Here is a 24,255-nt window from a genome sequence, read left to right on the forward strand (position 1 = left end):
CTTTTTAATATAGTTCAAATTCTTCTGAATATGGAGTATTAAGTGAAAGTCCCTGCTGTTTGATAAGCTTATTGATACTGCTAACTATTTCTTTGCTTTTAATCATACTAATTCCACAGGCAATATCCTTTGCAAAAACCCGGTCTTTTTCGGCGAAAGCCACTTTTTTTCTAACGGCCTTATGCACTTCGTCTAATAAAATTCCCGACTTCATAGGCTTTCTGAATTCAAAGGCCTGGGTGGCAGTCAGCAGTTCTATGGCCAGAATCTTTTCTACATTCTCTATGACCTGCAATGCTTTTCTTCCAGAGATAGATCCCATACTTACATGGTCTTCCTGCCCCAGTGATGTTGGAATACTATCAGCACTGGACGGGAAACATAGTCCTTTGTTTTCACTGGCCAAGGCTGCCGTGGTGTATTGCAAAATCATATAACCAGAATTGATACCGCTGTCTTCCATTAGTAATTTTGGAACACCAGGGCTGTTTCCTTCCAGCGCCAGATAGATTCGACGGTCGGAAATACTTCCCAGCTCAGCCGCAGCCAGACAGGCGTAATCCAGTGCCATTGCAAGTGGCTGACCGTGAAAACTTCCCCCGCTGATCGTTAGATCTTCATCTATCACTACAGGATTGTCCGTGACCGAGTTCAATTCTGTTTCCAATAATTCTTTTAAGTGCAACCAGGCATTCCTTGAGGCGCCGTGAACCTGTGGCATACATCGAAGGGAATAGGGGTCTTGTACACGTTCACAATCTATATGATCTTCCATTATTTCAGACCCTTCCAGAAGCAGTTTTATTCTGCTGGCCACATGTATGTTTCCCTTAAAGGGCCTTAAGTTGTGTAATTCTTTGTAAAAAGGCTTTATGGAACCCTGCAGGCCTTCAATCATCATCGCACCGATGATATCGGCATGAGACAAGCAATTGTGCAGTTTTTCTATGGTCATCACCGCATGGGCGGCAATAAATTGTGTGCCATTAATTAAAGCCAGCCCTTCTTTAGCTATTAAATTAATCGGTTTTAAATTAACTTCTTTTAGCAGGGCATCTGAATTAATTACATTTCCTTTATAATGTACTTCCCCAAGACCTATTAGTGGCAAAAATAAATGAGACAAAGGGGCAAGGTCGCCCGAAGCTCCTACCGAGCCTTGTGATGGGACTGTAGGGATAGCATCATTTTCTATATGCCACAATATCCGGTCCAGGGTGGTTTCTGCAATACCTGAATACCCTTTTGAGAGCGCGTGCAATTTAAGAATCAGCATAAGTTTAGCCAACTCATTTGCGATGGGCTCCCCTACACCAACACTGTGACTCTGCAATATATTGTTCTGTAAAATATTAGTTTCATCTTTGGATATCTTTGTGGTACAAAGTGGTCCAAACCCAGTGTTTATACCATAAACGGGCAGACCTTTATCCACAATCTTCGCTACTGCTTCCTGACTCCTCCTAATATTTCCCCTGCATTTATTTGAGATTCGGCCAATTTTTTCTCCCGAAACTAATTGCAATGCGATCCCGGCAGTTAGCCAATCTTCCCCGTAGTAAAATATCTTTTTTGATGCCACCATGTTATGGGTTTTGGAAGCATAAAATTATTGCTTATGTTTGATAATTACTAATACTAAATATATCAATAGTTAATAACTATGAGTTATCAATTAGAATTGCGACACTTCAAATATTTTCTAGCAGTAGCTGATGAATTGCACTTCAGGAAGGCCGCTGAGAAGCTTTTTATTTCACAACCCGGATTGAGTCGGCAGATTAAACAAATGGAAGACATACTGGGGGTTTCACTTTTTCTAAGAGATAAGAAGAAGGTAAGCCTAACTGCTGCTGGGGAATATCTTAAAAATGAAGTGGAATTTATACTCAATCATCTGGAAATCACTAAAAAACAAATGAAATTAGTAGCCCAGGGGAATACCGGGGAATTGCGAATTGGATTTCTGGGATCTGCCATGCAACAGGTGATCCCGGAATTGCTTTTAAATTTAAAAGAAAGCAGGCCGGGGATTAATACCAGCCTGGAGGAACTTTCTAACAATTCACAGCTTAGTGCTATCATAAAAGATAAATTAGATCTGGGATTCGTAAGATTATCAAGGACCCCACCGGGACTGGAAATACAACCGATATATGAGGATACTTTTTCATTGGTAGTACCAAAAAAACATAAAATTGGGGCTAAAGAATTTACTGGTTTACAACAGTTTGCAAAGGATAGTTTTATTCTGTTTTCACAGGAGTACAGCCCCCTGTACTACGATACTGTTATGAGTATATGCGAGGATGCCGGCTTTTCACCCCTGGTATCACATAAATCGGTACATGCACAAACCATTTTTAAGCTGGTAGAAAATAATCTTGGAATAGCAATTGTTCCTACTGCATTGCAGTATGGTTTTCGGTTGAAAGTAAAGTTCATCGAATTGAAAAAAATACCACAGCGCGCCACCCTTTCCGTAATCTGGAAAACTGACAATAGAAACCCGGCCTTAGAAAATTGCCTCAATCTTTTACTACAGAAAGAAGAATAGTTTGATTGTATTAAATTTGTCCTAAAACCCAGAGAAAGTGCTATGATTTTAGACCTCATCAAAAAAAGACGTTCCGTATTTCCTGTACAGTACAATGATTTACCTATAGAAAGGGCAACGATAGAAAAAGTACTCGAAACTGCCAATTGGGCCCCAACTCATAAAAAAACAGAACCCTGGAGGTTTAAGGTGCTCATGGGCGAATCCAAGGAAAAACTCGGGCTGTTTCTCTCTTATAAATACCTGGAGGAGGAAGCTCGCCCCAAGCAAATGAAGGCAAAAAAACTGATAGAGAACCCTAAAAGGGCAGCGGCGGTAATTGCCATTTGTATGCAACGAGATCCTAATGAAAGTATACCAGAATGGGAGGAAATTGCCGCTACGGCAATGGCCGTACAAAATATGTGGCTGTATTGTGCGGAACTGGGCATAGGCTGCTATTGGAGTTCGCCGGGCCTTATAAAATATATGGATGAATTTTTTGAAATGAAGGAAGGAGAGAAATGCCTAGGATTTTTCTATATGGGATATTATGACGAAGAATTACCAGAGGGTATCCGCAGCCCTATTGCGGATAAAGTGGAATGGAGTCATTAATTCATTGTTTCATATACCAGAATGCAGGACAGACCTTTAAAATAGACGTCTAATCTTCTTCCTTTTGCTTCTCCTTGTCTTTAAAGGCTGTACTCATTCCAGCTCCTATGGCGATACCGAGACTCAGCCAGAGCCCAATATTGCCTGTAGCCACACCTATTGCAGTGCCAATGGCAATCCCTATGGCTATTCCCTTTGCTAAATTGTTATTTTTTTTCATGTTTCGGAATGATTGATATTTGTGAATTGTTGTTAGTACTTTAATCAAAATAAGGGAAGAGCGCTGCTTTATAATCCCATACTGTTGAAATAAATAGCCCCAGGAAGATTATAGTAACAACAAACTTCAGAAAGGTGCCTGTAAGGAACCCAATAAAAGAACCAAAAGCTGCTTTTACCGCTGTTTTCTGATCGGCTTTGTTAGTGAGTTCTCCAATTAACGCCCCTACAAATGGCCAAATGACAATGCCGAAAATACCGAGAATTGGAAAAAATATGGCAACAATTAACCCTATGGTCGTGCCTATCATCCCTGCTCTGCTACCTCCAAACTTCCTGGTCCCCATTGCCGGGATTATATAGTCCATTGCAAAAACAATGAGAGCTACAGCCCCCGTGATTCCCAGGAACCACCAATCGTCCGGGACTGCTTTTGTAAGGTAGAGCAGTAATAATCCTGCCCAACTTATGGGAGGCCCCGGGAGTACAGGTAAAATACTACCCAATATGCCCACCAGCATTAATATAAATCCAATCACTAATAGTAGGATATCCATCAGAAGTATCAATTTATTGTTTGACGAAGATATAAAGGTTTTGTTACATAGATTTCGAGTATTGGGAAGTTATATTTACTGCATCAATTGACTAAAAAATCGTAATTTCCCGCCAAGAATATGGCCTTTATGCGGAAGTTGGGAATATTTTGTCTGCTTTGTTTTTTTGTATCCTGTGATTGGTTTTCTTCCCGGGAAGCAAAAACCCAAAAACTGGTAGAAAAAGAACTGCAAGCCATAGATTGGAATGATGTGGACCAATATCCGTTATTCGAAGATTGTGACGAGACGGTATCCAAGTCGGCCCAACGGGAGTGTTTCGAAAACACCTTGCTTTTACATTTTTCCATGACATTACAAGATTTCGAATTTGTCCTGGATGAGAAAATTGATGAAAGTATTTATGTGGATTTTCTTGTGGACAAGGACGGTAGAATGACCGTTTTGGACATAGAAGAACACGGGGTGCTCAAGGAACAAATCCCTGAATTCAACGGAATCATTACCCAAAGTTTTAAAAGTGTCCCCAAAGTAGCGCCAGCCCTTAAACGAGGAATACCTGTGAATGCAAAATTCAGGATCCCCCTGGTATTTAATGATAAATAGGAAACAATGCCACACGAAAAAATCATATTAGGAATAGATCCGGGAACAACAATAATGGGGTTTGGTATTATCAGGGTTAGCGGAAAGAAGATGGAATTTATTCAGATGAATGAATTGCTCCTCAAAAAATACGATGATCATTTTACCAAACTTAAATTAATATTCGATAGAACTATAGAACTAATAGATACGTATCATCCTGATGAGATTGCCATTGAAGCACCTTTTTTTGGTAAAAATGTTCAATCCATGCTGAAATTGGGCAGGGCCCAGGGAGTTGCCATGGCTGCAGGCTTGTCCAGACAGATTCCCATTACCGAATACCTCCCTAAGAAAATAAAAATGGCCATTACTGGAAATGGTAATGCCAGTAAAGAGCAGGTGGCCAAAATGCTGCAAAGCACCCTCGGGTTAAAATCGCTCCCCAAAAATCTGGACAGTACGGATGGACTTGCAGCTGCAGTGTGCCATTTCTACAATCAGGGTCGAGTAGAGGTCGGGAAATCTTATACGGGCTGGGAGGCATTTGTGAAGCAGAATGATGATAAAATCAATAAACAATAATCAGTTAACAATAATCAATTAGTACCTCTCTATTCTGGTAGTCCTAAGTATTGAGAACATGATTCTCGACAGTTCATCTGCATCATTTATTAGAGAATCTGCAACTTTTATAGACAGGTAATCCGAGTCTCTTAGTAATTTTAGCCAATATTTAACTTCTAAACTTTCTTTATATGCAATAGAAATTTTAGATGAAAAATCTGATTTTGAAATCGCACCATTTGCTTCAGCGACATTTGCTCCGATTGAAGTCCCACATTTTATTAATTGCTTGGAAATTACATATTCTCTTTCGGTTCGACATATTTCCTTATAAAGACGCACAATTTTTAATGCGAACCGATATGATTTACTAAACAAAGGATTATCTTTCATTAAGACTAATATTTATTCAATTTTAAATTATGTACGCGCACTGCAAGTTCAGTTCATCGATTAAACATTTATTCATAAACATTGCTTATTGCTTATTGCTTATTGCTAATTGAAATGAGCGGTATCTACATCCATATTCCTTTTTGCAAACAGGCCTGTCACTATTGTGATTTTCACTTTTCTACCACTATGGCGAAGAAAACCGCAATGGTCCATGGCATTTGCAGGGAATTGGAGCTTAGAAAAGAGGAATTCGCTAACGAAGAAGTACAGACTATCTATTTTGGCGGGGGCACTCCATCTGTTCTGGAGTTAAATGAAATAGAGGATATTTTGGATACCGTTAATGCTAATTATACTATTATTGACGAGCCAGAGATTACCCTCGAGGCGAATCCGGACGATCTTACGAAAGAAGTAATTGCAAAACTGGCCAGTACACCTATCAACAGGCTGAGCATTGGGATACAGTCTTTTAATGATCAGGACTTGCAGCTGATGAACCGGGCACACAATGCGGATGAAGCGGAAAAATGTATAGCATGTGCCGGGGAATATTTTGATAATATTTCTATAGATCTCATTTATGGGATTCCCAATATGAGCACAGCCAGATGGACACAGAATATTGAAAAGGCGCTATCATTTAATATTCCTCATATCTCTTCATATGCCCTGACAGTAGAACCCAGAACTGCTTTAAAGAAGTTTATTGAAAAGGGACTCGTGCCAGACGTTGATGATGAGGCAGCCAGGGAACAATTCTTGCTACTCATAAAGCAGCTGGAAAAGGACGGTTTTGTACACTACGAAGTTTCGAACTTTGGTAAACCCGGTTATTTTTCCAGGAACAATACGGCCTATTGGCAGGGCAAGAAATATTTGGGAATAGGCCCATCTTCCCATTCTTATGATGGTAAAAGCCGGGCATGGAATATAGCTAACAACCCCAAATATATTAAGGCAATAACTATGGGGATACTTCCTATGGAAAGAGAAATACTTACAAAGAGAGATAACTACAACGAATATGTAATGACTGGCTTAAGAACCATCTGGGGGGTATCCTTGGCAGAGATCGAAGTAAAGTACGGCTCGCGCTATCGACAACATTTGGCAAAGGAGTCTGAAAAGTTTCTTGAACAGGGATTACTAAGACTAGATAAAGAAACTCTTCTGGTAACTAAAAAAGGAAAGTTTCTTACAGATGGGATTGCGGCCGATCTTTTTCTGCTAAATTTGAAAGACAGAAAATAATTGATTTGCGAACAGTAGTATATTTTAAGAATAGAAAGTACGAGATAGATTTATCCAGTCCCCTGGATATTTCAATTCCCTTGACCAATAAGGAGGATAACGTCAATGCATGGGACCTGGAAGCACCCAGGATTGAACCACATACAGAAGGAGAGTTCATAGGAAAGGTTTCCGAAGGTGCTGCAGTAAACTTCAATGACATTTGGTTTAATCCACATTCCCATGGGACACATACCGAATGTATTGGGCATATTACAAAGGAGTTGTATTCTGTAAACCAGTATTTGACCAATTACTTTTTCCTGGCCGAATTGGTTACCATTGCCCCGGAAAAGTATCAACAAGACTTTGTGGTGTCCAGAAAGCAGTTGCAATATGCCCTTGGGAATAAAAAACGCGAAGCCCTAATTGTTAGGACCTTGCCAAATACCACACAAAAATTAAACAGACAGTACTCCAACTCTAACCCTCCGTACCTTCTGGAACAGGCAGCACAGTATTTAGTAGATAAAGGGATATCACATCTTTTGATAGATTTGCCTTCAATTGACAAGGAAAAGGATGGAGGAGCACTATTAGCACACAAGGCTTTTTGGAATTTTGATGGCAAGAGAAGAATGCACGCCACTATTACAGAATTCATATTTGTAGCCAATAACATTCCGGATGGTACCTATCTTCTAAACCTGCAAATGGCACCCTTCGAAAATGATGCAAGTCCAAGCAGGCCTGTACTCTACAAAATTATTACAACATGAAATCAGTACTGAAATTAGAAGAAGCAATTCTGTTTTTCTTCGGCACTGTTTTATTTGCACAATTACCTTACCAATGGTGGTGGTTCCCATCGCTTATATTATTGCCAGACATAGGCATGTTAGGTTATATAATTAATGAGAAATCAGGTGCTATTATCTATAATTTGTTTCACCATCGAGGTTTGGCAATTTTAATTTATCTTTTTGGACAATTTACAAATATGCCCATTGTTCAACTCATAGGTATTATCTTATTTGCACATACTGCCATGGACAGAACTTTTGGATACGGATTAAAATATTTCAAAGGATTTAAATACACCCATTTAGGAGAAATAGGAAAGAGTAATGGATAGTTTATTTGAACTGGTTTTGGGTTTAGTTTTAGGTGCCATAATCATGTATTGGGTATATGCTTTTTTCAACACCAGGAAAAGCAGGGAGCTTACAAAATACCAGTCTACGGTTTTACTTGAAAAAACTAAAAGTGTATGTAAGTTGATTACAGTTGAAGGGGATTTTGCTGAGATTTATAAATATGAAAATACCCGAGAGCATTTTATGAGCCTTTTCAGCAGCAAAAAAAAGGCCCTTATTGTAATCAATGCCAAGGCTCAAATAGGGTATGACCTGAATAAGTTAGTTATGCACGCCGATGAAGCCCAGAAGAAGATTGTACTTACCAACTTTCCCAAACCTGAGATATTATCAATAGAACCCGAACTGGAATTCTATGATATTAAAAATGGCCTCTTTAATACTTTTAAGCCAGATGATCTTACTGCTTTGAATCTGGAAGCTAAAGAACATATAAGGGAGAAGATACCCCAAAGCGGACTTATGGATACTGCCAGCCGGGAGGCCATGGAAGCTGTATTGCTCATAGAGAAGATAGTTGAGACTATAGGCTGGAAATTGGATTATTCCGCTTTGCAAATTGATTCTGGCGATGAGAATTTAATAGATTAGTAGCGAAGCCCGTAATTAATTATAGGAAGATGTTCTGTTTAAAGACAGTAGTTGAAATTGAACAAATGTAAAACCTGGCTCACTGATAAAGGCTACATTTACCTATATTATTAAAATTGTATAACACCAAAACAATTCTGAATGAAACAAACAATACTTATTTTTACTTTTATTCTAATATCAATGACAACTTATAGTCAAGAAAAGCAAACAATGAAAAATTTTGATCCTGCCTTCGTGCATACGGTGTTCTTTTGGTTGAATAATCCGGAAAGTGAAACAGATAGGTCTAAGTTTGAGGCTTCTCTGAGTAAATTTCTCAATAACTCTGATTTTGCCAAGACCAATTTTATCGGGACGCCGCCAAAGGCATCCAGAGATGTGGTTGATGGTTCGTTTACCTATTCACTTATAGTTACTTTTGAGTCTGCAGAAGCGCAACAGAACTACCAGGATGAGCCCGCCCATTTACTTTTTATAGAAGAATCTAGCAATCTATGGAGTAAAGTGATTGTTTATGATTCCATGGGATTGTAAGGCAAGGTAGTATGATTCAATACAGGCAGGGGACTAAAGGGGATGCTGAGAATATAGCAGCACTCCATGCAGTAAGCTGGCAACAGAATTATCGTGGAATTTTGGACGATCATTACCTGGATCATGAGGTTGTTGCAGATCGCAACAAAGTTTGGCAAGAACGTTTCAGAACACCGCGGACAGATATGAGCATCATACTGGCGGAATATGGGACAGAATTGGTTGGGTTTGGCTGTATTTTTTTCAATGAAAGCGAAGTATATGGAGCGTATCTTGATAATTTACATGTTTCTAAAGAATATAGTGGCAGAGGTATTGGTAAAGCATTGATGAGATTGCTGGGCAATGAAATTCTGATCAGAGAAAAGCGGCAGGACATGTACCTGTGGGTGCTGAAAGAGAATGAAGGAGCCATCAGATTGTACGAAAAACTCAAGGGTCAAAGGAAAGAAATGGTGATGGAAAAAGAATTATGGGAGCAACCCGTGGAAAAGGTTCGCTACTACTGGCCCAATGTACAGGCATTAATATCAGATTAATCCGCCTGGAGTAAGCGCATGCCAACTTAATAATAGATGAAATTTAGGCTGTGAATATAGAGGAATTCCGATTACACTGTATTGATAAAAAAGGAGTTACGGAAGAATTTCCTTTTGACCAGCACACGCTGGTATTTAAAGTAATGGGCAAAATGTTTGCCCTGGTTCCTTTGGAAAGAATACCGTCACAAGCCAATTTAAAATGTGACCCGGAACGGGCAATCGCACTCAGAGAAGAATATGACGGGGTAATCATCCCCGGCTATCATATGAGTAAAGTACATTGGAATACACTACACCTGGAACAAGTGCCACCAAAATTAGTGCTACAATTAATAGATCATTCCTACGACCTTGTAGTGTCGAAATTCACTAAGAAGTTGAGAGAGGAATTAGGCCGACTCGGCTAGTCCAGAATCCATATCTTTGACATTATTTTTTTGAGGATATGGTTGATCATCATCAGTTTTATAATGACCAAATTAAGCGCTATAGCCAGGAGTTGTCGGCAGTTAAGCGGCAACTTTTCACTTCTAGTATGTTGCGGCTGGCCATTTTCCTATTAGCCATTTTGGGGATCTACCTGTGCTATGGGGAATCAAAGCTGATAATTGGCATACTTGTACTGACCTTTATATTGTTCCTATATTTAGTTTCCCGCCACACAGACCTCCATTATAAAAAGGCCAAACTATTGGCCTTAATTAGAATCAATGAAACGGAATTGGAAGTTGGTGCCCGCAACTTTCAAAGTTTAGCCGATGGTAAAGAATATATAGATGCTTTGCATGATTTTAGCCAGGATCTGGATCTTTTTGGAAGAGGATCTTTTTATCAGTATTCTAATAGAACTGCTCTGCAACAGGGCAGTGAAATTTATGCCTCGGCATTACTGGCAAATGAGCCACGCGATATACTTAAAAAACAAGCTGCCATACAGGAACTGTCGGCCATAGCGGAATGGAGACAAGATTTCTCGGCTACAGCTTCCCTGGTTAAAACAGAAACATCTTATCTAAAGATTATCAACTGGATGAAAGGGTATACACCTTTTACATCGCCGATTATGAAGTACCTGCCCTGGGTATTTTCTATACTTTCCGGCCTTGTAATTGGCAGTTATTTCCTGGATTGGATAAGTGGTTGGATGCTTATAATATGGTTTTTTCTAGGACTGGGAATCACGGGAAGACATCTAAAAAGGATTGGGAAGCTGGCGGCGGATTGTTCCAAAGTACAAAGCACTTTTCAACAATATCAGTCGCTCCTTCTTAAACTGGAAGAGACGGCGTTTACTTCTGATATCCTCAAGGAGAAAAGAGGATTGATTATTCGGGAAAATGGCACTGCTTCTAAACAGATGAAAAGGTTTTCCAGACTGCTTAACGGGCTGGATCAGCGCAACAATATTATAATTGGCATCCTGGGAAATGCCTTTATGCTTAGAGACATTCAAATGTGCTATGCTATTGAGCAGTGGTTAACCCAATACGGTTCAGAAGTAGCCGCCTGGTTTTCGGCTATCGCATTCTTTGATGCTTACAATACTATGGGCAACTTCGCTTTTAATCATCCGGCATACAATTTTCCCCAAATACATGACGGCCCGCTTATAATGCAGGCTACGGATGCTTCCCACCCTATGTTGGATCCTGAGAAATCTGTTACTAATAATTTTAGCATAAAAGATGCGGAGTTTTTTATAGTTACCGGGGCCAACATGGCAGGTAAAAGCACTTTTCTCAGAACGGTTGCCATCCAAATTGTAATGGCCAATACAGGCTTGCCTGTAAATGCCTCATCAATAATTTATAATCCGATAAAGCTAATTACAAGTATGCGTACTACCGATTCATTAACAGATGACGAGTCGTACTTCTTTTCCGAATTAAAGCGACTCAAATTTATAGTCGATAAAATTCAACAACAGCGCTACTTTATTGTGTTAGATGAGATATTAAAGGGCACTAACAGTACAGACAAAGCCCAGGGCTCCCGAAAATTTATAGATCGTTTAATTGCTTCAAAATCTACGGGGATTATCGCAACCCATGATTTAAGTCTCTGCCAGGCTGCAGAGGATTATGAAGCCGTTAAAAATTATTACTTTGACGCAGAGATAAAAGATGATGAACTTCATTTTGATTATAAATTTAAGCAAGGGGTTTGTAAGAATATGAATGCCTCTTTCTTGCTTAAAAAGATGGGAATCGTTAATTAGTTGCAGAGTTTGTTATAATATGGATTCACTGACACAAATTGTTTTAGGAGCTGCCGTGGGCGAGGCCGTTCTGGGGAAAAAAGTTGGTAGCAAAGCTGCTTTATATGGAGCTATTGCCGGGACAATTCCGGATCTGGATATGTTAAGTGCTTATTTTGTAGATCTTGTAACTTATACTGAATGGCATCGGGGATTTAGTCATTCTATTCTCTTCAGCTTACTGATGGCGCCCATTTTTGGTTGGCTTATTTCCAAAATTGAAAGAAAATCTGGCGCAAGCTACAAAGACTGGTCCCGTCTTATGTTTTGGGGACTTTTTACACATCCTCTCTTAGATGCATTTACTACCTGGGGAACCCAGCTATTTTGGCCGTTTGATCTGAGGCTGGCTTTTCAGAATATTTTTGTTATTGACCCACTATATACCCTGCCATTTTTAATCTTCCTGATCATGGCGCTGCGCCAAAAAAGAGGTAGTATTAAAAGGAGGAAGTACAATAATCTGGGTTTGATAGTAAGTAGTGGATATTTGCTCGTTAGTCTAATACTAAAAGGAATTGCTTATAACAGGTTTGTTGAAAACCTGGATATTCAGGGCGTTTCATACCAGGAAATAGCGATCAGACCTACAGCATTTAACACCATACTATGGACGGCCAATATAGATGCTGGGGATGCTTATTTAATTGGGGACTATTCTTTTTTTGATTCCAAACCCATTAAATTTAAATCCTATCCTAAGAATCATGAGTTGTTGGGAAACCTGAAGGCTGATGATAAAGTACAGCGATTAATTGCTATTTCAGAGGGATGGTATATCATTACAAAGGCGAAGAGTACTATTTATTTTAACGATCTCAGATTTGGCATACTCAGTACAGATGAAAAAGAAACAAAGTATATCTTCAGCTATTTATTGCTAAACAAGCAAAATGGCTTAGTGGTACAAGAAGCCCCAAAGTTTGCCAATGATGCTAAGAGTTTATTCGCCAAATTATGGATCAGAATAAAAGGAAACTAAAAATATGAAAAGGACTAAAAATATTGTTTTTTGGTTGGGCTTGCTGGGGGCATTGGTATTTGTTATTGTCTCTATATGGGGTGGTATACGCCTGGAGGATTATAGTGTATTTAGCCAGTATATCAGTGAGACTTATGCCACCGGTATAGAAGGTGCAGCACCTTTGAGATACGGTTTTATTTTCGCAGGGATATGCCTTGCGCTATTTGCATTTTTAGCCCCTAAAACCTTGCCAAAATCTAATGGAATTAAAGGTGCTTTCTGGGGTATAGGCGTTTTTTATGGCCTTAGCACGGTAATTACAGGGATATTTCCTTGTGACCTGGGTTGCAATCCTGATATGGTATCACCCAGTATGGCTCAATTGATCCATAATTTTACAGGTTCCTTGACCTATATGTTTGTCCCTTTTTGTGTATTGGCGATTGGAGTTATTGCACATGGCTGGCCCGATGGTAAAAAGCTTTCTGCAGTTAGCCTGGGCTGTGCCGTAATTGCCGGAATATTTGTGCTTATTCTTTTCTCCCATTTAGATTCGGAGATAAAAGGAATCTACCAGCGGATAATAGAGAGCAGTTTTATTGTTTGGATTATATATCTGGCTTTTTATATAAAAAACAGACCATCATAAGTTCTTGATCTGCAATTCGTGAAAGGCATTGGCCTGTAACCGGAGTAACTCCTCGGCCTTTTCCTTTTTATAGGCGTATGCAGCTTCTTCTTCAGCGATTTCCCCGTACACTTTTTCGTTTAGTGTGGTGTCTGTGGCAAGTATATGCTCTCGCTGACGTACCTTTTGAGTTACCCAGGTAGCTATTGCACTTTCCTCATCTTCCAACTTAAGATCATAGGGTCCTTTTGGTGAAAGTAGTTTAGCAATTATGGGTGAAGTTTCAATAGCTAAAAATAGGAGGAAAATAAAGAAGGAGGGAAGCCATGGAAGTTCTCCCAGGGCATTTATCCTTGCCATTAGTCCGTCAAAACCATCAATAATTGGTTGAGAATTTGCAACTACCTCTGCATATTCAACATTTAAAGCCGCAATTTGGTTCTCAATGTCCGTAATTTTCTGTCCGTTAGTTGCTTTGAGTTCCTGTAATTCTGCAAGATATGCATCGTGCTTATCTCTTTTTTCTTTATAGACTGGTCCTTTGCCCAGTAGCATTGTACCGGCGGTTCCCTCAGCCTCTGTGATATAGGTGTCATATAGGGCGTTGGTCTCCGCTTCTTTGGTAACTATTTCACTTTTCAGATCCGCAATATCCTGATTCAGAGCTTCAACCACAGGGGTGTATTGCAGCGCTAGCTGCTGTTTGTTTGCAAGGGTCATCTCATTCTTTTGTTCCAATAAAACCTGGTTGATTTCCTTTTCAAAAATTTTCATTTCCAAAGGTTTGGAGATGACTACGGCTATTATTACAGCCAAAATAATACGCGGTGTCGCCTGAACTAATTCACTTCTGAAACTGTTCCTTTTTTTGATAGTGGAGACAATAAACCGGTCCAGATTAAATATCAGTAACCCCCAGATTATTCCAAAAAATATGGCGGTATACACATTGTCAAAGACGGTGTATAAAGCATAACTACTGGCAATAAATGCCATTACCGCAGTAAAGAAGACAGTAGCTCCAATGCCGGCATATTTGTTTTGTTCTCCTGAAGAACAGGTTTCTAAAAGGTTGGTGTCTGCTCCGGAACAGAGCATAAAAAAGCGTCGTATCATAATAGCGTTCGTTTTTGATTGATAGTCTGTAACAGACTATTAGAACGCAGTTTGGTATAATTTGTTACAATAATTGCACCCTTAATTACGGCTTTAAGAATCATTTATGATTTCCCGCGATCTTTTTCTTACAAGTACTTCGATATTTTAACCACAGGAGACTCATTATTCTTTCTTTTAACGCTAATGCTGAGTTCCTTATTCTCCTTTACAATTGATATGGCCTTTTCTGCATCTATTTTTTTACCCCGATAGTAAAAAATGGCATCTTCTTTGGCTAGTTGGATGACATGCTCTAAGGGATCGGGGGCTGGGGGAGGAGGAGGAGGAGGTACGTTAACTGCAGCTGCCAATACGGGAGTCTCAGGTGAAGGTGGTGAAGGCGGAAGTGTGGCCTGCGCGGCTTTTACAGCTCTAACTGCCTGGGAGGCAATCGCCGGACCTGGTGCAACCTTGGCACTGGGTGCAACCTCAGGGACATTGGCAAGTTGAGGAGCAGTAGCAGCTCCTGGAGGGTCTGGCATAGGCGGAAAATCTGGAAAAGGTTCAGCATCTGCCTTTTGCTTGTCCGACATTAAACTGTAGATATGTCTTAAACGTTCTACATCTTTTAAGGAGATTTTCATATTCCGGCGTGGCATGTTGTTGTAGTGTTTTGCCAGTTTATTGTATTCTGCCATGAGTTTCCTGGAAGCCCCTTCCTGTGAATTTGCTTTGTGCCGCATAATCGCTGGAAATGCCTCTGCGTGTGCTTTTTGCAGCGGGAGCATTATTTTATAGATACTTTCTAAAGTCCTTAGATCATCCATAGGAATTTTGCGCTCTTCCATTGGAATGGCGTTGTATTTTTTTGCTAACTTTTTAAAAATTTTGAGTTGTTCTTCAGTGGCACCACCCTGTATCTTTTCATGTCTTGCAAATACGGGTTTTTTGTCATCATCATAGTGATTAATCTTAGGTAGCCGGGTATTAATTTCTATTGTTTTAATCCCAAGCTTACCCAGCTCTATATGTAATTGGTTGATTAACCAATCCGGGATCTCAATGTCGGGGGACGCATTAATGAAAATAGAGTTGCTGAGCGACTTTGGAGGCACTATTTGGAGCATTTGACCTGTAAGTTTATCTAACTCAACTTGCTGGTCGTTCAACCATAGGCTGAGATCGTCTTTAATTTCAATCTTTAATTGTGAAATGTTCAATTCTGATTCTTCACTGATGCCTTCTGCCGTTTCATAGTGTATTTCCTTGTTGGAAAAACTAATCAGCAATAGCCCAATTAATGGCAAAAGCAAAAGGTTCTTTAGTAAAATTGATCTTCTTGATGTTTGTGATGTCATGACTGTAAATCGTTTTTTGATTGATGAATAATTTATGGCGTTTGCCAATGATTGTTGATGAATGGGTGTCATAAATGAAAGCAACGTGTTTTGGTATGTTGATGAATCGATACCTTTTTTTAATACCGCTTTGTCTGCCAGAAATTCATGATTGAGTTTGATAGACTTCTTTATGATATAGATTAATGGATTAAACCACATAATGATTTGCAAAATCTCAATGAAAAGCACATCCAGGCTGTGTTTTTGCATGGCATGGGTTTCTTCATGTAAGAGTACCTCTTTCGGAATCTCATTAGCTTCCAGTCTTTCTTTATTCAGAAAAATATAGTTGAAAAACGTATGTGGCGGTAGGTGTTGAAGTAACAAAACCTGTATAAAAGGCAACTTATCTATTTTGGGATTATTTCGGATCCTCTTTAAAATTTGAAAAAGATTCTTTATGAATTTTAATCCAAAAAAGATGACCCCTAACAGGTAAACTACCCATAAAATTGGAGCAATGTCAGCAGCATCTGCTTCAAGCGCAGGAGGTACATTTATGACTTCAGAAGAAGTAACTACAGGTTGTAATATTGTTTCGGTACCGGCTTCAACCACTACATATTCTGTAAATACCAGGGAGGGAACTGTCAAGGAAAAAAACAGAGCGCCCAATAAATAAAACCGCTTGAAAACATGAATACTCTCGCGTTCCAGGAACAGCTTATAAAAGATGAGCAGCGCTGCCAGGCAAAATGTAAATTTTAGGATATAGAGCAACATATTTATTTCTTTTTGATTTGGGTATCGATCATTTTTTTTAGTTCTTCCAACTCTGCTTTACTTAAGTTGGTTTCCTGGGTAAAGAATGATGCAAACTGTGTCGCGCTGTCATTAAAGAAATTCTTTATTAATCCGTTTACATGCTTAGAGAAGTAGTCTTTCTTTTTAACCAATGGGTAATATTTTCTTGACCTCCCCTGACTTTCATAAGCTATAAACCCTTTGTCGGTCATTCTTTTTAATAACGTCGCTATTGTAGTAGTTGCTGGCTTAGGAGCTTCATATGCGTCTAACAGATCCTTCATAAAAGCAGTCTTTTGCTTCCAGAGGATATTCATTAATTCTTCTTCGGATTTTGACAGCTGCATTGGGTTGTATTTAAATATTGCTCTACAAACATAGAACAAATATTTTAATTCTACAAATGTAGAGTATAATTTTATTAAAAGTCCCCCTTAGACTTGTCATTGCGAGCGTAACGAAGCAATCTCATGATTCTGCTATCTATACGAGATTGCTTCGTCGCAAGTTACTTGCAATGACTATGGTCCTGAAGTTTTGGGTTTGGGTAATGCCCAAAGATTACGTTGACAATTCAGCGAAATATTTGTAAAAATAGGGGATGGTTTCTATGCCTTTGAGGTAATTCCAGATACCAAAATGTTCATTCGGGGAATGGATGGCGTTGCTGTCCAGACCAAATCCCATCAAAATAGTCTTACTATTAAGCTCTTCCTCAAAGAGCGCCACTATCGGGATGCTCCCTCCACCTCTTTGGGGTACAGGGGCTTTACCAAAGGTAGTTTCATAGGCTTTACTGGCCGCCTGGTAACCGATATGATCAATTGGGGTAACATATGCCTGCCCCCCGTGATGTGCGGTAACCTTAACTTGAACCCCGGCTGGTGCTATTGACTCAAAGTGCTGTTTAAATAAAGCTGTAATTTCTTGCCAGTCCTGATTAGGGACCAACCGCATAGAAATTTTGGCATATGCTTTACTTGCGATTACCGTTTTGGCACCTTCGCCCGTATAACCACCCCAAATTCCGTTGACATCGAGTGTGGGCCTTATAGCATTGCGTTCGTTTGTTGAATATCCCTCTTCTCCATACACGGCTTCTATAGACAAGGCAGATTTATATTCTTCAAGATCGAATGGCGCCTTTGCCATTTCAGTTCGTTCCTCCATAGAAAGTTCTTCTACCTTGTCGTAAAATCCGGGAATAGTTATATGATTTTTTTCATCATGTAGTGAAGCGATCATTTTAGTTAAAATATTAATAGGATTAGCCACTGCACCTCCATACAATCCCGAATGCAAATCCCGATTTGGTCCGGTAACTTCAACCTCTACATAACTGAGTCCGCGCAATCCTGTAGTAATAGAAGGCACTTCATTTGCGATCATGCCGGTGTCTGAAATAAGGATGATATCGTTGGCCAGCTTCTCATGGTTTTCCTTAACGAAAGCAGATAGGCTTTTACTTCCTACCTCTTCCTCGCCCTCTATCATGAATTTTATGTTACAGGGTAACGAGTTAGAGCGAAGCATATATTCAAGGGCTTTAACATGCATGTAAAACTGTCCTTTATCGTCGCTGGCACCTCTAGCAAAAATAGCACCATCCGGATGCAGTGAGGTGGTTTTAATAACGGGTTCAAAAGGAGGAGAGTCCCATAGGTCCAGAGGATCAGGCGGTTGTACGTCATAATGGCCATAAACCAAAACGGTAGGGCGGTCTTCCCCAATCCTTTTTTCACCATAAACAATTGGATATCCCTGGGTTTCACATATTTCTACGGTATCACAGCCAGCCGTTCTAAGTGCATTGGCCACGGCCTCAGCGGTGTCTAACATGTCCTGAGAATATGCTGAGTCGGCGCTTACCGAGGGAATTCTTAGTAATTCTATTAGCTCATTTAGGAATCTTTGTTTGTGCTCTTCTACGTAAGTTCTGACGTTTTGCATTTGGAATCTTTTGATATAGTTTTAAAAGTACAAAAAGCAACACGAATTTTTTAAACAGTACTATTTTTAAATTGAAATTTTGACTTATATTTGCATCCCGATTTGATCGGGAGATGCAGGCGTGGTGGAATTGGTAGACACGCTAGACTTAGGATCTAGTGCCGAGAGGTGTGAGAGTTCGAGTCTCTCCGCCTGTACGAAGTAAAGGCCCCTCCGGAAGGAGGGGTTTTTTTGTAAAAAAAACAGTGAGGCGAGAAGTTTATCATAAAGGCGCAGTCCATTATGTAGTCTCTCCGCCTGTACAGAGTAGAGGCCCATCCATTTTTGGATGGGCTTTTTTTATAAAAAGCGGAGAAACGAGAAGCCTGTCCCGAGCGAAGTGAAGGGACTATCACCGCCTGTACTAAGTAAGGTTCCTCCGATAAGCGGGGGGTTAAAACAATTCTTGAAACAGGCATCAGAATCCTGCACATTTTGGCATTCAGACGAAAGACTACAAATTGACATTCTATTATTGAAAATATTGTATCTATTTCAGATGAGGTATGTACAGTAAATAAGCTTCATAAATCCGCAAATTGGTTAATATTGACTAAGGGATTAGTGAATAAGGAAGGTAAACCGGAATCTTTTCAGGGACCATTCTCGCCAGATTTCAATTGTTTATGAGAAGGATAGTCCTTTTATCTTTTTACTATCTTTAGATTTTATATTATATATGTTAACTAATGCCTGCAAATATGCTATAAGAGCCGTGATCTACCTTGCTCTAAATAGTGATGCTGATAAAAAACTTGGCGCTAAACAGATTGCCAGCGAATTAGATGTGCCGCAGGCTTTCCTTGCGAAATTATTGCGAAAACTCAGCTCAGATAAATTAATTTCTTCCGCTAAAGGCCCAGGCGGCGGGTTTTTTCTAAACAAGGAAAATCTTGAGAAAACGGTATGGGATATAATAACTGCAATTGACGATCAGCAAAAATTAGACGATTGTTTTCTGGGCCTTGTAAAATGCAATAGTGAAAACCCCTGCCCGGTGCACTATATTGCCGCCCCATTTAAAGAACAATTACTAAACGACTTCAAGAAAAAGACCATTGCCGTCATGGCTGAGGAAATGGTTGAAAATGGAACTGTAATTACACTCAACAGATTCATATGATTCCAGGCCTAAAGTGACAATAAATGGTGAAATTCGTTTTGCTAATTTGATCATTTTCTATGACAAAGATCACCTCCTAAATTAAAATAAAGGACTAAATTGTCCTTTACCGATAATCCCTTTCGTTTAATCGATTAAATATCGCAGATTTTTGTTGCACTATTCAGTTGAATTATCTTTGTTAATTGGGGTTTAGGCCTGTTTGTTCTAAAATTAAAATTGCTGTATTTACTTTAAGAATTATGATCACTTTGCACCCCCCTTTCCTTAGAAAAATTGTCGGATTAGCCTTGTTTTTAATAACAGGAGTATCCACTAGTCTTAACGCACAGGTAAACTTTGCCAAAAGCGATTTGGATTTTAATGGTCAGGGAAATGTTTCCTCTGGTGTCACTTCATTAATGTACGGACCGGATGGGCGTTTGTATGTTGCAGAATATCCCGGGACCATAAAAATACTGACAATAGATAGAAACGGTGCTTCGGATTACGTGGTTACCAATATTGAACAACTTTCATCTGTGACAGATATCGTAAATCATGACGATGATGGTACTGTCAATAATGCTGAAACGCAAAGAGAAACTACCGGGATTACGGTAGGCGGTACGGCCGCCAATCCTGTGATTTATGTCACTTCCAGTGATTTCCGGATTGGTTCTGGTTTTGGTGGAGGTAATGGCGATCTGGATCTTGACACCAATTCTGGTATTATCACCCGTATAAGCTGGAATGGCACTTCATGGGAGACGGTAGACCTTGTTAGAGGGTTACCCCGATCCGAAGAGAACCATGCCACCAACGGCCTCGAATTTGTTACCGTTAATGGTGTTGATTACCTAATTGTCGCCTCCGGAGGTATTACCAACGCGGGTGGCCCCGGCACTAATTTTGTATATACCTGTGAATATGCCCTTTCTGGCGCCGTACTCTCGGTTAATTTGGACTTACTCAACGCAATGGCCATAAAAACAGATGGCAATGGTAGAAAATACATATATGATCTGCCCACCCTTGACGATCCTTCGAGAGCCAATGTAAATGGAATTACAGACCCGGATAACCCTTCATATAATGGAATAGATATCAATGATCCTTTTGGAGGAAATGACGGACTTAATCAGGCAATGATTGTGCCTGGCGGACCGGTGCAAATATTCTCGCCTGGCTATAGAAACGCCTACGACCTGGTGGTTACCCAAAGTGGTGCAGTATATGTTACTGATAATGGAGCAAATGTCGGCTGGGGAGGGTTCCCGGTAAACGAGGGAGGAGGTAGTGCCACAAACGCCTACGATTCCAATGAACCTGGCAGCAGCAATCCAACTGCAGATGGTGAAATGGTTAACAATGTTGACCATCTGGAATTAGTCACTAATAACATACAGAACTATACTTTTGGAAGTTTCTATGCCGGTCATCCCAACCCTACAAGAGCTAATCCAAATGGTGCCGGACTATATACAGCACCCAACCTGCTTGGTACTGCAGGAGCGGTCTTTAGAACCATGGTATATGATCCGGATGGAAGTACCCCCGGGTCTACGACCAATGCAGCGATAGCGCTGCCAGCAAACTGGCCCCCGGTAACCACTGCAAATAGTGTAGAGGGCGACTGGCGTGGTCCGGGCATGTCTAATCCGGATGGTCCTGATGATAACCCAATTACCACATGGGGAACAAATACCAATGGGATAGACGAATATACCGCATCAAATTTTGGAGGTGCCATGCAAGGAGATCTCTTGGCAGGCCATAATAATGGTATTTTAAGGAGAGTAGAACTTAATCCCAACGGTTCATTACAGCAACTAACATCTAATTTTCTAACTAATATTGGGGGAAATGCGTTGGGTGTAAGTTGTAACAGTGACACTGAAATCTTTCCAGGGACCATATGGATTGGTACCCTTAACGGGAAAATCGTCGTTTTTGAACCAGGAGATTTTGAAAGCTGTATCAATCCGGGCGAATCCGGATATGATGCCAATGCGGATTATGACGGTGATGGTTATACCAATCAGGATGAAGTGGATAACGGAACCGATCATTGCAGCCCTCTGTCGCAACCTAATGATTTTGATAAGGCTGTTGGAGGAACATTAGTCTCTGATCTAAATGATGCCGATGATGATGCTGATGGGATACCAGATGCAAGCGATCCGTTTCAATTGGGAGATCCCACTACTGCCGGTAGTGATGCTTTTGTATTACCTGTAAGCAATAATTTGTTTGATAATGCCCAGGGATTAGGAGGTATTTATGGTGTTGGCCTTACAGGTTTAATGAATAATGGAGCGGCAAATCCAAATTGGCTGAATTGGATAGACGATACAGGACAGGGCCCAAATCCGGACGATGTAATAGACGGAGTAGCCGGACTTATGACTTTACAAATGACCTCTGGTACGGCAATGGGTGGTAGCAATACCCAGGAAAAAGGGTTTCAATATGGAGTGCAGGTAGATCAGAATTCATCATCTTTTACAGTCTCTGGTAAACTTTTAAATCTTCATGGCCCCTTGAGACTCTATGACCATACCGCTGCAATTGGTGGTGAATTGGGCTTTTTTATTGGGGATGGCACGCAAAGTAACTATATTAAATTTGTTGTAACCACTGCCGGATTAACAGCTTTACAAGAAATAAATGATGTGCCTCAAACGCCTGTAAATTTTCCAATTGCATTGCCAGACAAGCCTTCGACCGACATCATTTTTTATTTTGAAATTGATCCTTCCAACGGAGAGGTAGAGCTACAGTACGCTGCTGATGGTGCATCACCTGCCAGCATAGGTTTTATTAATGCCCAGGCGGCTATATTGAATGCGCTTCAGCAAGCCAATTCCGATCTGGCCGTTGGCTTTATCGGGACTTCAAATACCCCGGGAGTAGAATTGGAAGGCACATGGGATTATTTAAATGTTATTCCTTCGGCCGAGAATTTTTCGTTAAGAATTAATGCGGGTGGTCCGGAGATTATGCATGCAGGCAAATTGTTTTCCGCCGATCAGCTTTTCCAGGGAGGTGTTCCTTTTAGCAATTCAAATGCCCAGGTACCAGTATTGTTCCAAACCGAACGTACTGCTTCGCCCCCAACTTTCGATTATGAAATTCCGGTCACTAATGGTGATTATACTATAATCCTTCATTTTGCCGAAATATACTGGGGAGCAACCGGAAGTGGTCCGGGAGGCATTGGTAATAGGATTTTCGATGTTCGTATTGAAAATGCTCTGGTGTTAGACAATTATGACATAAATGCGGATGTAGGCCCGGAAACAACCGTTTCCAAGTCTTTTGACACCAATATTACAGATGGCGAGCTCAATATACACTTTTCGGCTCTTGCTGCAGATGGTGGTGTAAATCAGCCCAAGATATCGGCCATAGAGGTAATTGGAAATAGTAGCAATGCACCTCCGGTGGCAATGGCCAGTGCAGTACCAACAACTGGGATAATTCCTTTGGAAGTTACCTTTACCGGGAGCAATTCTACAGATGATGTTGCTGTCGTATCTTATTTATGGGATTTTAAAGATGGCTCACCTGTTTCAACCTTGGCAAATCCCGTACATACATTTACCGTAGCTAATACGTATATGGTAGAACTAACGGTAGAAGATGGGGAAGGGCTGACCGATACTACTTCCATTACCATTAATGCAAATGATATAGTAAACGAAGCCCCGGTGGCAATAGCCAGTGCATTGCCCACAAGTGGCACAGTGCCATTAGTAGTTTCCTTTACGGGTGACGGTTCTACAGATGATGTGGCTGTAGTAAGTTATCAATGGGACTTTAAAGACGGTTCTCCAATTTCAACAACAGCCAACCCGGCCCACACCTTTGGGGTAGCAGGTACTTATATTGTAGAACTAACGGTGGAAGATGGTGAAGGATTAACCGATAGCACAACTATCACAATAGAAGTAGGTTCTCCGGTGAATGAAGCTCCCCAGGCAGTTATGAGCGCATCTCCCCTTAACGGAGAGGCGCCGCTGGAAGTAATTTTTACTGGAAGTAACTCTACCGATGATGTTGCCGTTGTAAGTTACCTCTGGGATTTCGGCGATGATTCGGCTACCTCATCAGAAGAGAACCCTACACATACTTTTGCCAATGCAGGAACTTACGAAGTAACACTGACGGTAGCGGATATTGAAGGACTGACAGCAACCTCATCTGTAACCATAATTGTAGTGGAGACACAGGCAGAAAAAGAAATAGATAAAGAGATAGATGCAATGCTCATAGTAAACCCGGCAAATGAAGTTGCGCAGATTAGACTAATAGACAACGGACCGGCAGACAGGAGGGTGGTAAAGATCTATTTACATGATTCCAGTGGAAGACTTATCGACTTGTATAGTCCAAGTGAGGTATTTGTTCATGGTTTATTTGAGATCCCAATTGCTACACTGACCGATGGGGGTGTTTATTATATTGGATTTGAAATGAACAAGGGAGATCGGCTCGTGATGAGTTTAATCGTAAAGCACTAAGTAGATGCC

24 protein-coding genes and 1 tRNA gene are annotated in these 24,255 nt (G+C 40.4%); 17 read left to right on the top strand and 8 right to left on the bottom strand.

Going from position 1 to position 24,255, the window contains the following annotated elements; all coding sequences use genetic code 11:
• Positions 1-4: 4 nt before the first annotated feature.
• On the bottom strand, positions 5-1,585 hold the full coding sequence (hutH, locus tag J1G40_RS13240; protein WP_265243127.1) for a histidine ammonia-lyase: 1,581 nt from the start codon (positions 1,583-1,585) through the stop codon (positions 5-7).
• A gap of 78 nt (positions 1,586-1,663) precedes the next feature.
• Between hutH and J1G40_RS13245 the strand changes: the two genes are divergently transcribed.
• Both J1G40_RS13245 and J1G40_RS13250 read left to right on the top strand, forming a co-directional pair.
• On the top strand, positions 1,664-2,557 hold the full coding sequence (locus J1G40_RS13245) for a LysR family transcriptional regulator (RefSeq protein WP_265243128.1): 894 nt from the start codon (positions 1,664-1,666) through the stop codon (positions 2,555-2,557).
• A gap of 42 nt (positions 2,558-2,599) precedes the next feature.
• A complete protein-coding gene (locus J1G40_RS13250) occupies positions 2,600-3,154 on the top strand; it encodes a nitroreductase (protein WP_265243129.1) in 555 nt (184 codons plus the stop codon).
• A gap of 49 nt (positions 3,155-3,203) precedes the next feature.
• Here the strand turns inward: J1G40_RS13250 and J1G40_RS13255 are convergent, their stop codons facing one another.
• Positions 3,204-3,374, bottom strand: a complete 171-nt coding sequence (locus J1G40_RS13255) for a hypothetical protein (RefSeq protein WP_265243130.1) — start codon at positions 3,372-3,374, stop codon at positions 3,204-3,206.
• Between the two features lie 40 nt (positions 3,375-3,414).
• Positions 3,415-3,930, bottom strand: coding sequence for a DUF456 domain-containing protein (locus J1G40_RS13260; RefSeq protein ID WP_265243131.1), 516 nt, complete (start codon positions 3,928-3,930; stop codon positions 3,415-3,417).
• A gap of 129 nt (positions 3,931-4,059) precedes the next feature.
• Here J1G40_RS13260 and J1G40_RS13265 point away from each other — a divergent pair, with 129 nt between their 5' ends.
• Both J1G40_RS13265 and ruvC read left to right on the top strand, forming a co-directional pair.
• Complete coding sequence (locus tag J1G40_RS13265; protein WP_265243132.1) at positions 4,060-4,536, top strand: hypothetical protein; 477 nt, start codon at positions 4,060-4,062, stop codon at positions 4,534-4,536.
• 6 nt (positions 4,537-4,542) lie between these two features.
• Positions 4,543-5,100: a crossover junction endodeoxyribonuclease RuvC gene (gene ruvC / locus J1G40_RS13270; protein WP_265243133.1), complete on the top strand. Its 558-nt coding sequence runs from the start codon at positions 4,543-4,545 to the stop codon at positions 5,098-5,100.
• Positions 5,101-5,118: 18 nt separating this feature from the next.
• Here ruvC and J1G40_RS13275 read toward each other — a convergent pair whose 3' ends face one another.
• On the bottom strand, positions 5,119-5,475 hold the full coding sequence (locus J1G40_RS13275; protein ID WP_265243134.1) for a four helix bundle protein: 357 nt from the start codon (positions 5,473-5,475) through the stop codon (positions 5,119-5,121).
• 114 nt (positions 5,476-5,589) lie between these two features.
• Here J1G40_RS13275 and hemW point away from each other — a divergent pair, with 114 nt between their 5' ends.
• The 10 genes from hemW (at position 5,590) to J1G40_RS13325 (ending at position 13,408) form a co-directional block, all read left to right on the top strand.
• Positions 5,590-6,732 (top strand): radical SAM family heme chaperone HemW, encoded by a 1,143-nt coding sequence (gene hemW / locus J1G40_RS13280; RefSeq protein ID WP_265243135.1) that lies wholly within the window; start codon positions 5,590-5,592, stop codon positions 6,730-6,732.
• Positions 6,733-6,737: 5 nt separating this feature from the next.
• Positions 6,738-7,490, top strand: a complete 753-nt coding sequence (locus tag J1G40_RS13285) for a cyclase family protein (RefSeq protein ID WP_265243136.1) — start codon at positions 6,738-6,740, stop codon at positions 7,488-7,490.
• Complete coding sequence (locus tag J1G40_RS13290; protein ID WP_265243137.1) at positions 7,487-7,846, top strand: DUF4260 domain-containing protein; 360 nt, start codon at positions 7,487-7,489, stop codon at positions 7,844-7,846. The genes J1G40_RS13285 and J1G40_RS13290 overlap by 4 nt, the downstream gene beginning before the upstream one ends.
• Complete coding sequence (locus J1G40_RS13295) at positions 7,839-8,459, top strand: DUF4230 domain-containing protein (protein ID WP_265243138.1); 621 nt, start codon at positions 7,839-7,841, stop codon at positions 8,457-8,459. Before J1G40_RS13290 ends, J1G40_RS13295 begins: the two co-directional genes overlap by 8 nt.
• A 141-nt stretch (positions 8,460-8,600) precedes the next feature.
• A complete protein-coding gene (locus tag J1G40_RS13300) occupies positions 8,601-8,996 on the top strand; it encodes a Dabb family protein (protein ID WP_265243139.1) in 396 nt (131 codons plus the stop codon).
• A gap of 11 nt (positions 8,997-9,007) precedes the next feature.
• Complete coding sequence (locus tag J1G40_RS13305) at positions 9,008-9,535, top strand: GNAT family N-acetyltransferase (RefSeq protein ID WP_265243140.1); 528 nt, start codon at positions 9,008-9,010, stop codon at positions 9,533-9,535.
• Between the two features lie 50 nt (positions 9,536-9,585).
• On the top strand, positions 9,586-9,945 hold the full coding sequence (locus tag J1G40_RS13310; protein WP_265243141.1) for an MmcQ/YjbR family DNA-binding protein: 360 nt from the start codon (positions 9,586-9,588) through the stop codon (positions 9,943-9,945).
• A gap of 38 nt (positions 9,946-9,983) precedes the next feature.
• Positions 9,984-11,756: a MutS-related protein gene (locus J1G40_RS13315; RefSeq protein ID WP_265243142.1), complete on the top strand. Its 1,773-nt coding sequence runs from the start codon at positions 9,984-9,986 to the stop codon at positions 11,754-11,756.
• A 19-nt stretch (positions 11,757-11,775) separates the two neighbouring features.
• Positions 11,776-12,777: a metal-dependent hydrolase gene (locus J1G40_RS13320; protein ID WP_265243143.1), complete on the top strand. Its 1,002-nt coding sequence runs from the start codon at positions 11,776-11,778 to the stop codon at positions 12,775-12,777.
• A 4-nt stretch (positions 12,778-12,781) separates the two neighbouring features.
• Positions 12,782-13,408 carry a DUF998 domain-containing protein gene (locus tag J1G40_RS13325; RefSeq protein ID WP_265243144.1) on the top strand — a complete coding sequence of 209 codons (627 nt, stop codon included), beginning with the start codon at positions 12,782-12,784 and terminating at the stop codon, positions 13,406-13,408.
• On the opposite strand, the gene J1G40_RS13330 is transcribed toward J1G40_RS13325, so the two are convergent.
• The 4 genes from J1G40_RS13330 to J1G40_RS13345 form a co-directional block, all read right to left on the bottom strand.
• Complete coding sequence (locus J1G40_RS13330; protein ID WP_265243145.1) at positions 13,403-14,503, bottom strand: DUF4407 domain-containing protein; 1,101 nt, start codon at positions 14,501-14,503, stop codon at positions 13,403-13,405. The genes J1G40_RS13325 and J1G40_RS13330 overlap by 6 nt on opposite strands.
• A gap of 128 nt (positions 14,504-14,631) precedes the next feature.
• Positions 14,632-16,608, bottom strand: coding sequence for a M56 family metallopeptidase (locus J1G40_RS13335; RefSeq protein WP_265243146.1), 1,977 nt, complete (start codon positions 16,606-16,608; stop codon positions 14,632-14,634).
• A gap of 2 nt (positions 16,609-16,610) precedes the next feature.
• On the bottom strand, positions 16,611-16,976 hold the full coding sequence (locus tag J1G40_RS13340; RefSeq protein ID WP_265243147.1) for a BlaI/MecI/CopY family transcriptional regulator: 366 nt from the start codon (positions 16,974-16,976) through the stop codon (positions 16,611-16,613).
• 214 nt (positions 16,977-17,190) lie between these two features.
• Complete coding sequence (locus tag J1G40_RS13345; RefSeq protein WP_265243148.1) at positions 17,191-18,579, bottom strand: dipeptidase; 1,389 nt, start codon at positions 18,577-18,579, stop codon at positions 17,191-17,193.
• A gap of 115 nt (positions 18,580-18,694) precedes the next feature.
• On the opposite strand from J1G40_RS13345, the gene J1G40_RS13350 reads away from it, so the two are divergent.
• From J1G40_RS13350 to J1G40_RS13360, 3 genes are all read left to right on the top strand, one after another.
• A tRNA-Leu gene (locus J1G40_RS13350) sits at positions 18,695-18,776 on the top strand.
• 521 nt (positions 18,777-19,297) lie between these two features.
• Entirely contained in the window at positions 19,298-19,741 is a 444-nt protein-coding gene (locus J1G40_RS13355) for an RrF2 family transcriptional regulator (RefSeq protein ID WP_265243149.1), read from the top strand.
• A 242-nt stretch (positions 19,742-19,983) separates the two neighbouring features.
• The gene (locus J1G40_RS13360; RefSeq protein ID WP_265243150.1) at positions 19,984-24,246 is read left to right on the top strand and encodes a PKD domain-containing protein; all 4,263 of its coding nucleotides are present in this window, start codon (positions 19,984-19,986) and stop codon (positions 24,244-24,246) included.
• The last annotated feature ends 9 nt before the right edge of the window (positions 24,247-24,255 follow it).

This window comes from Muriicola sp. Z0-33 (genome assembly GCF_026126425.1).
Taxonomy (GTDB): Bacteria; Bacteroidota; Bacteroidia; order Flavobacteriales; family Flavobacteriaceae; genus JAFMPW01.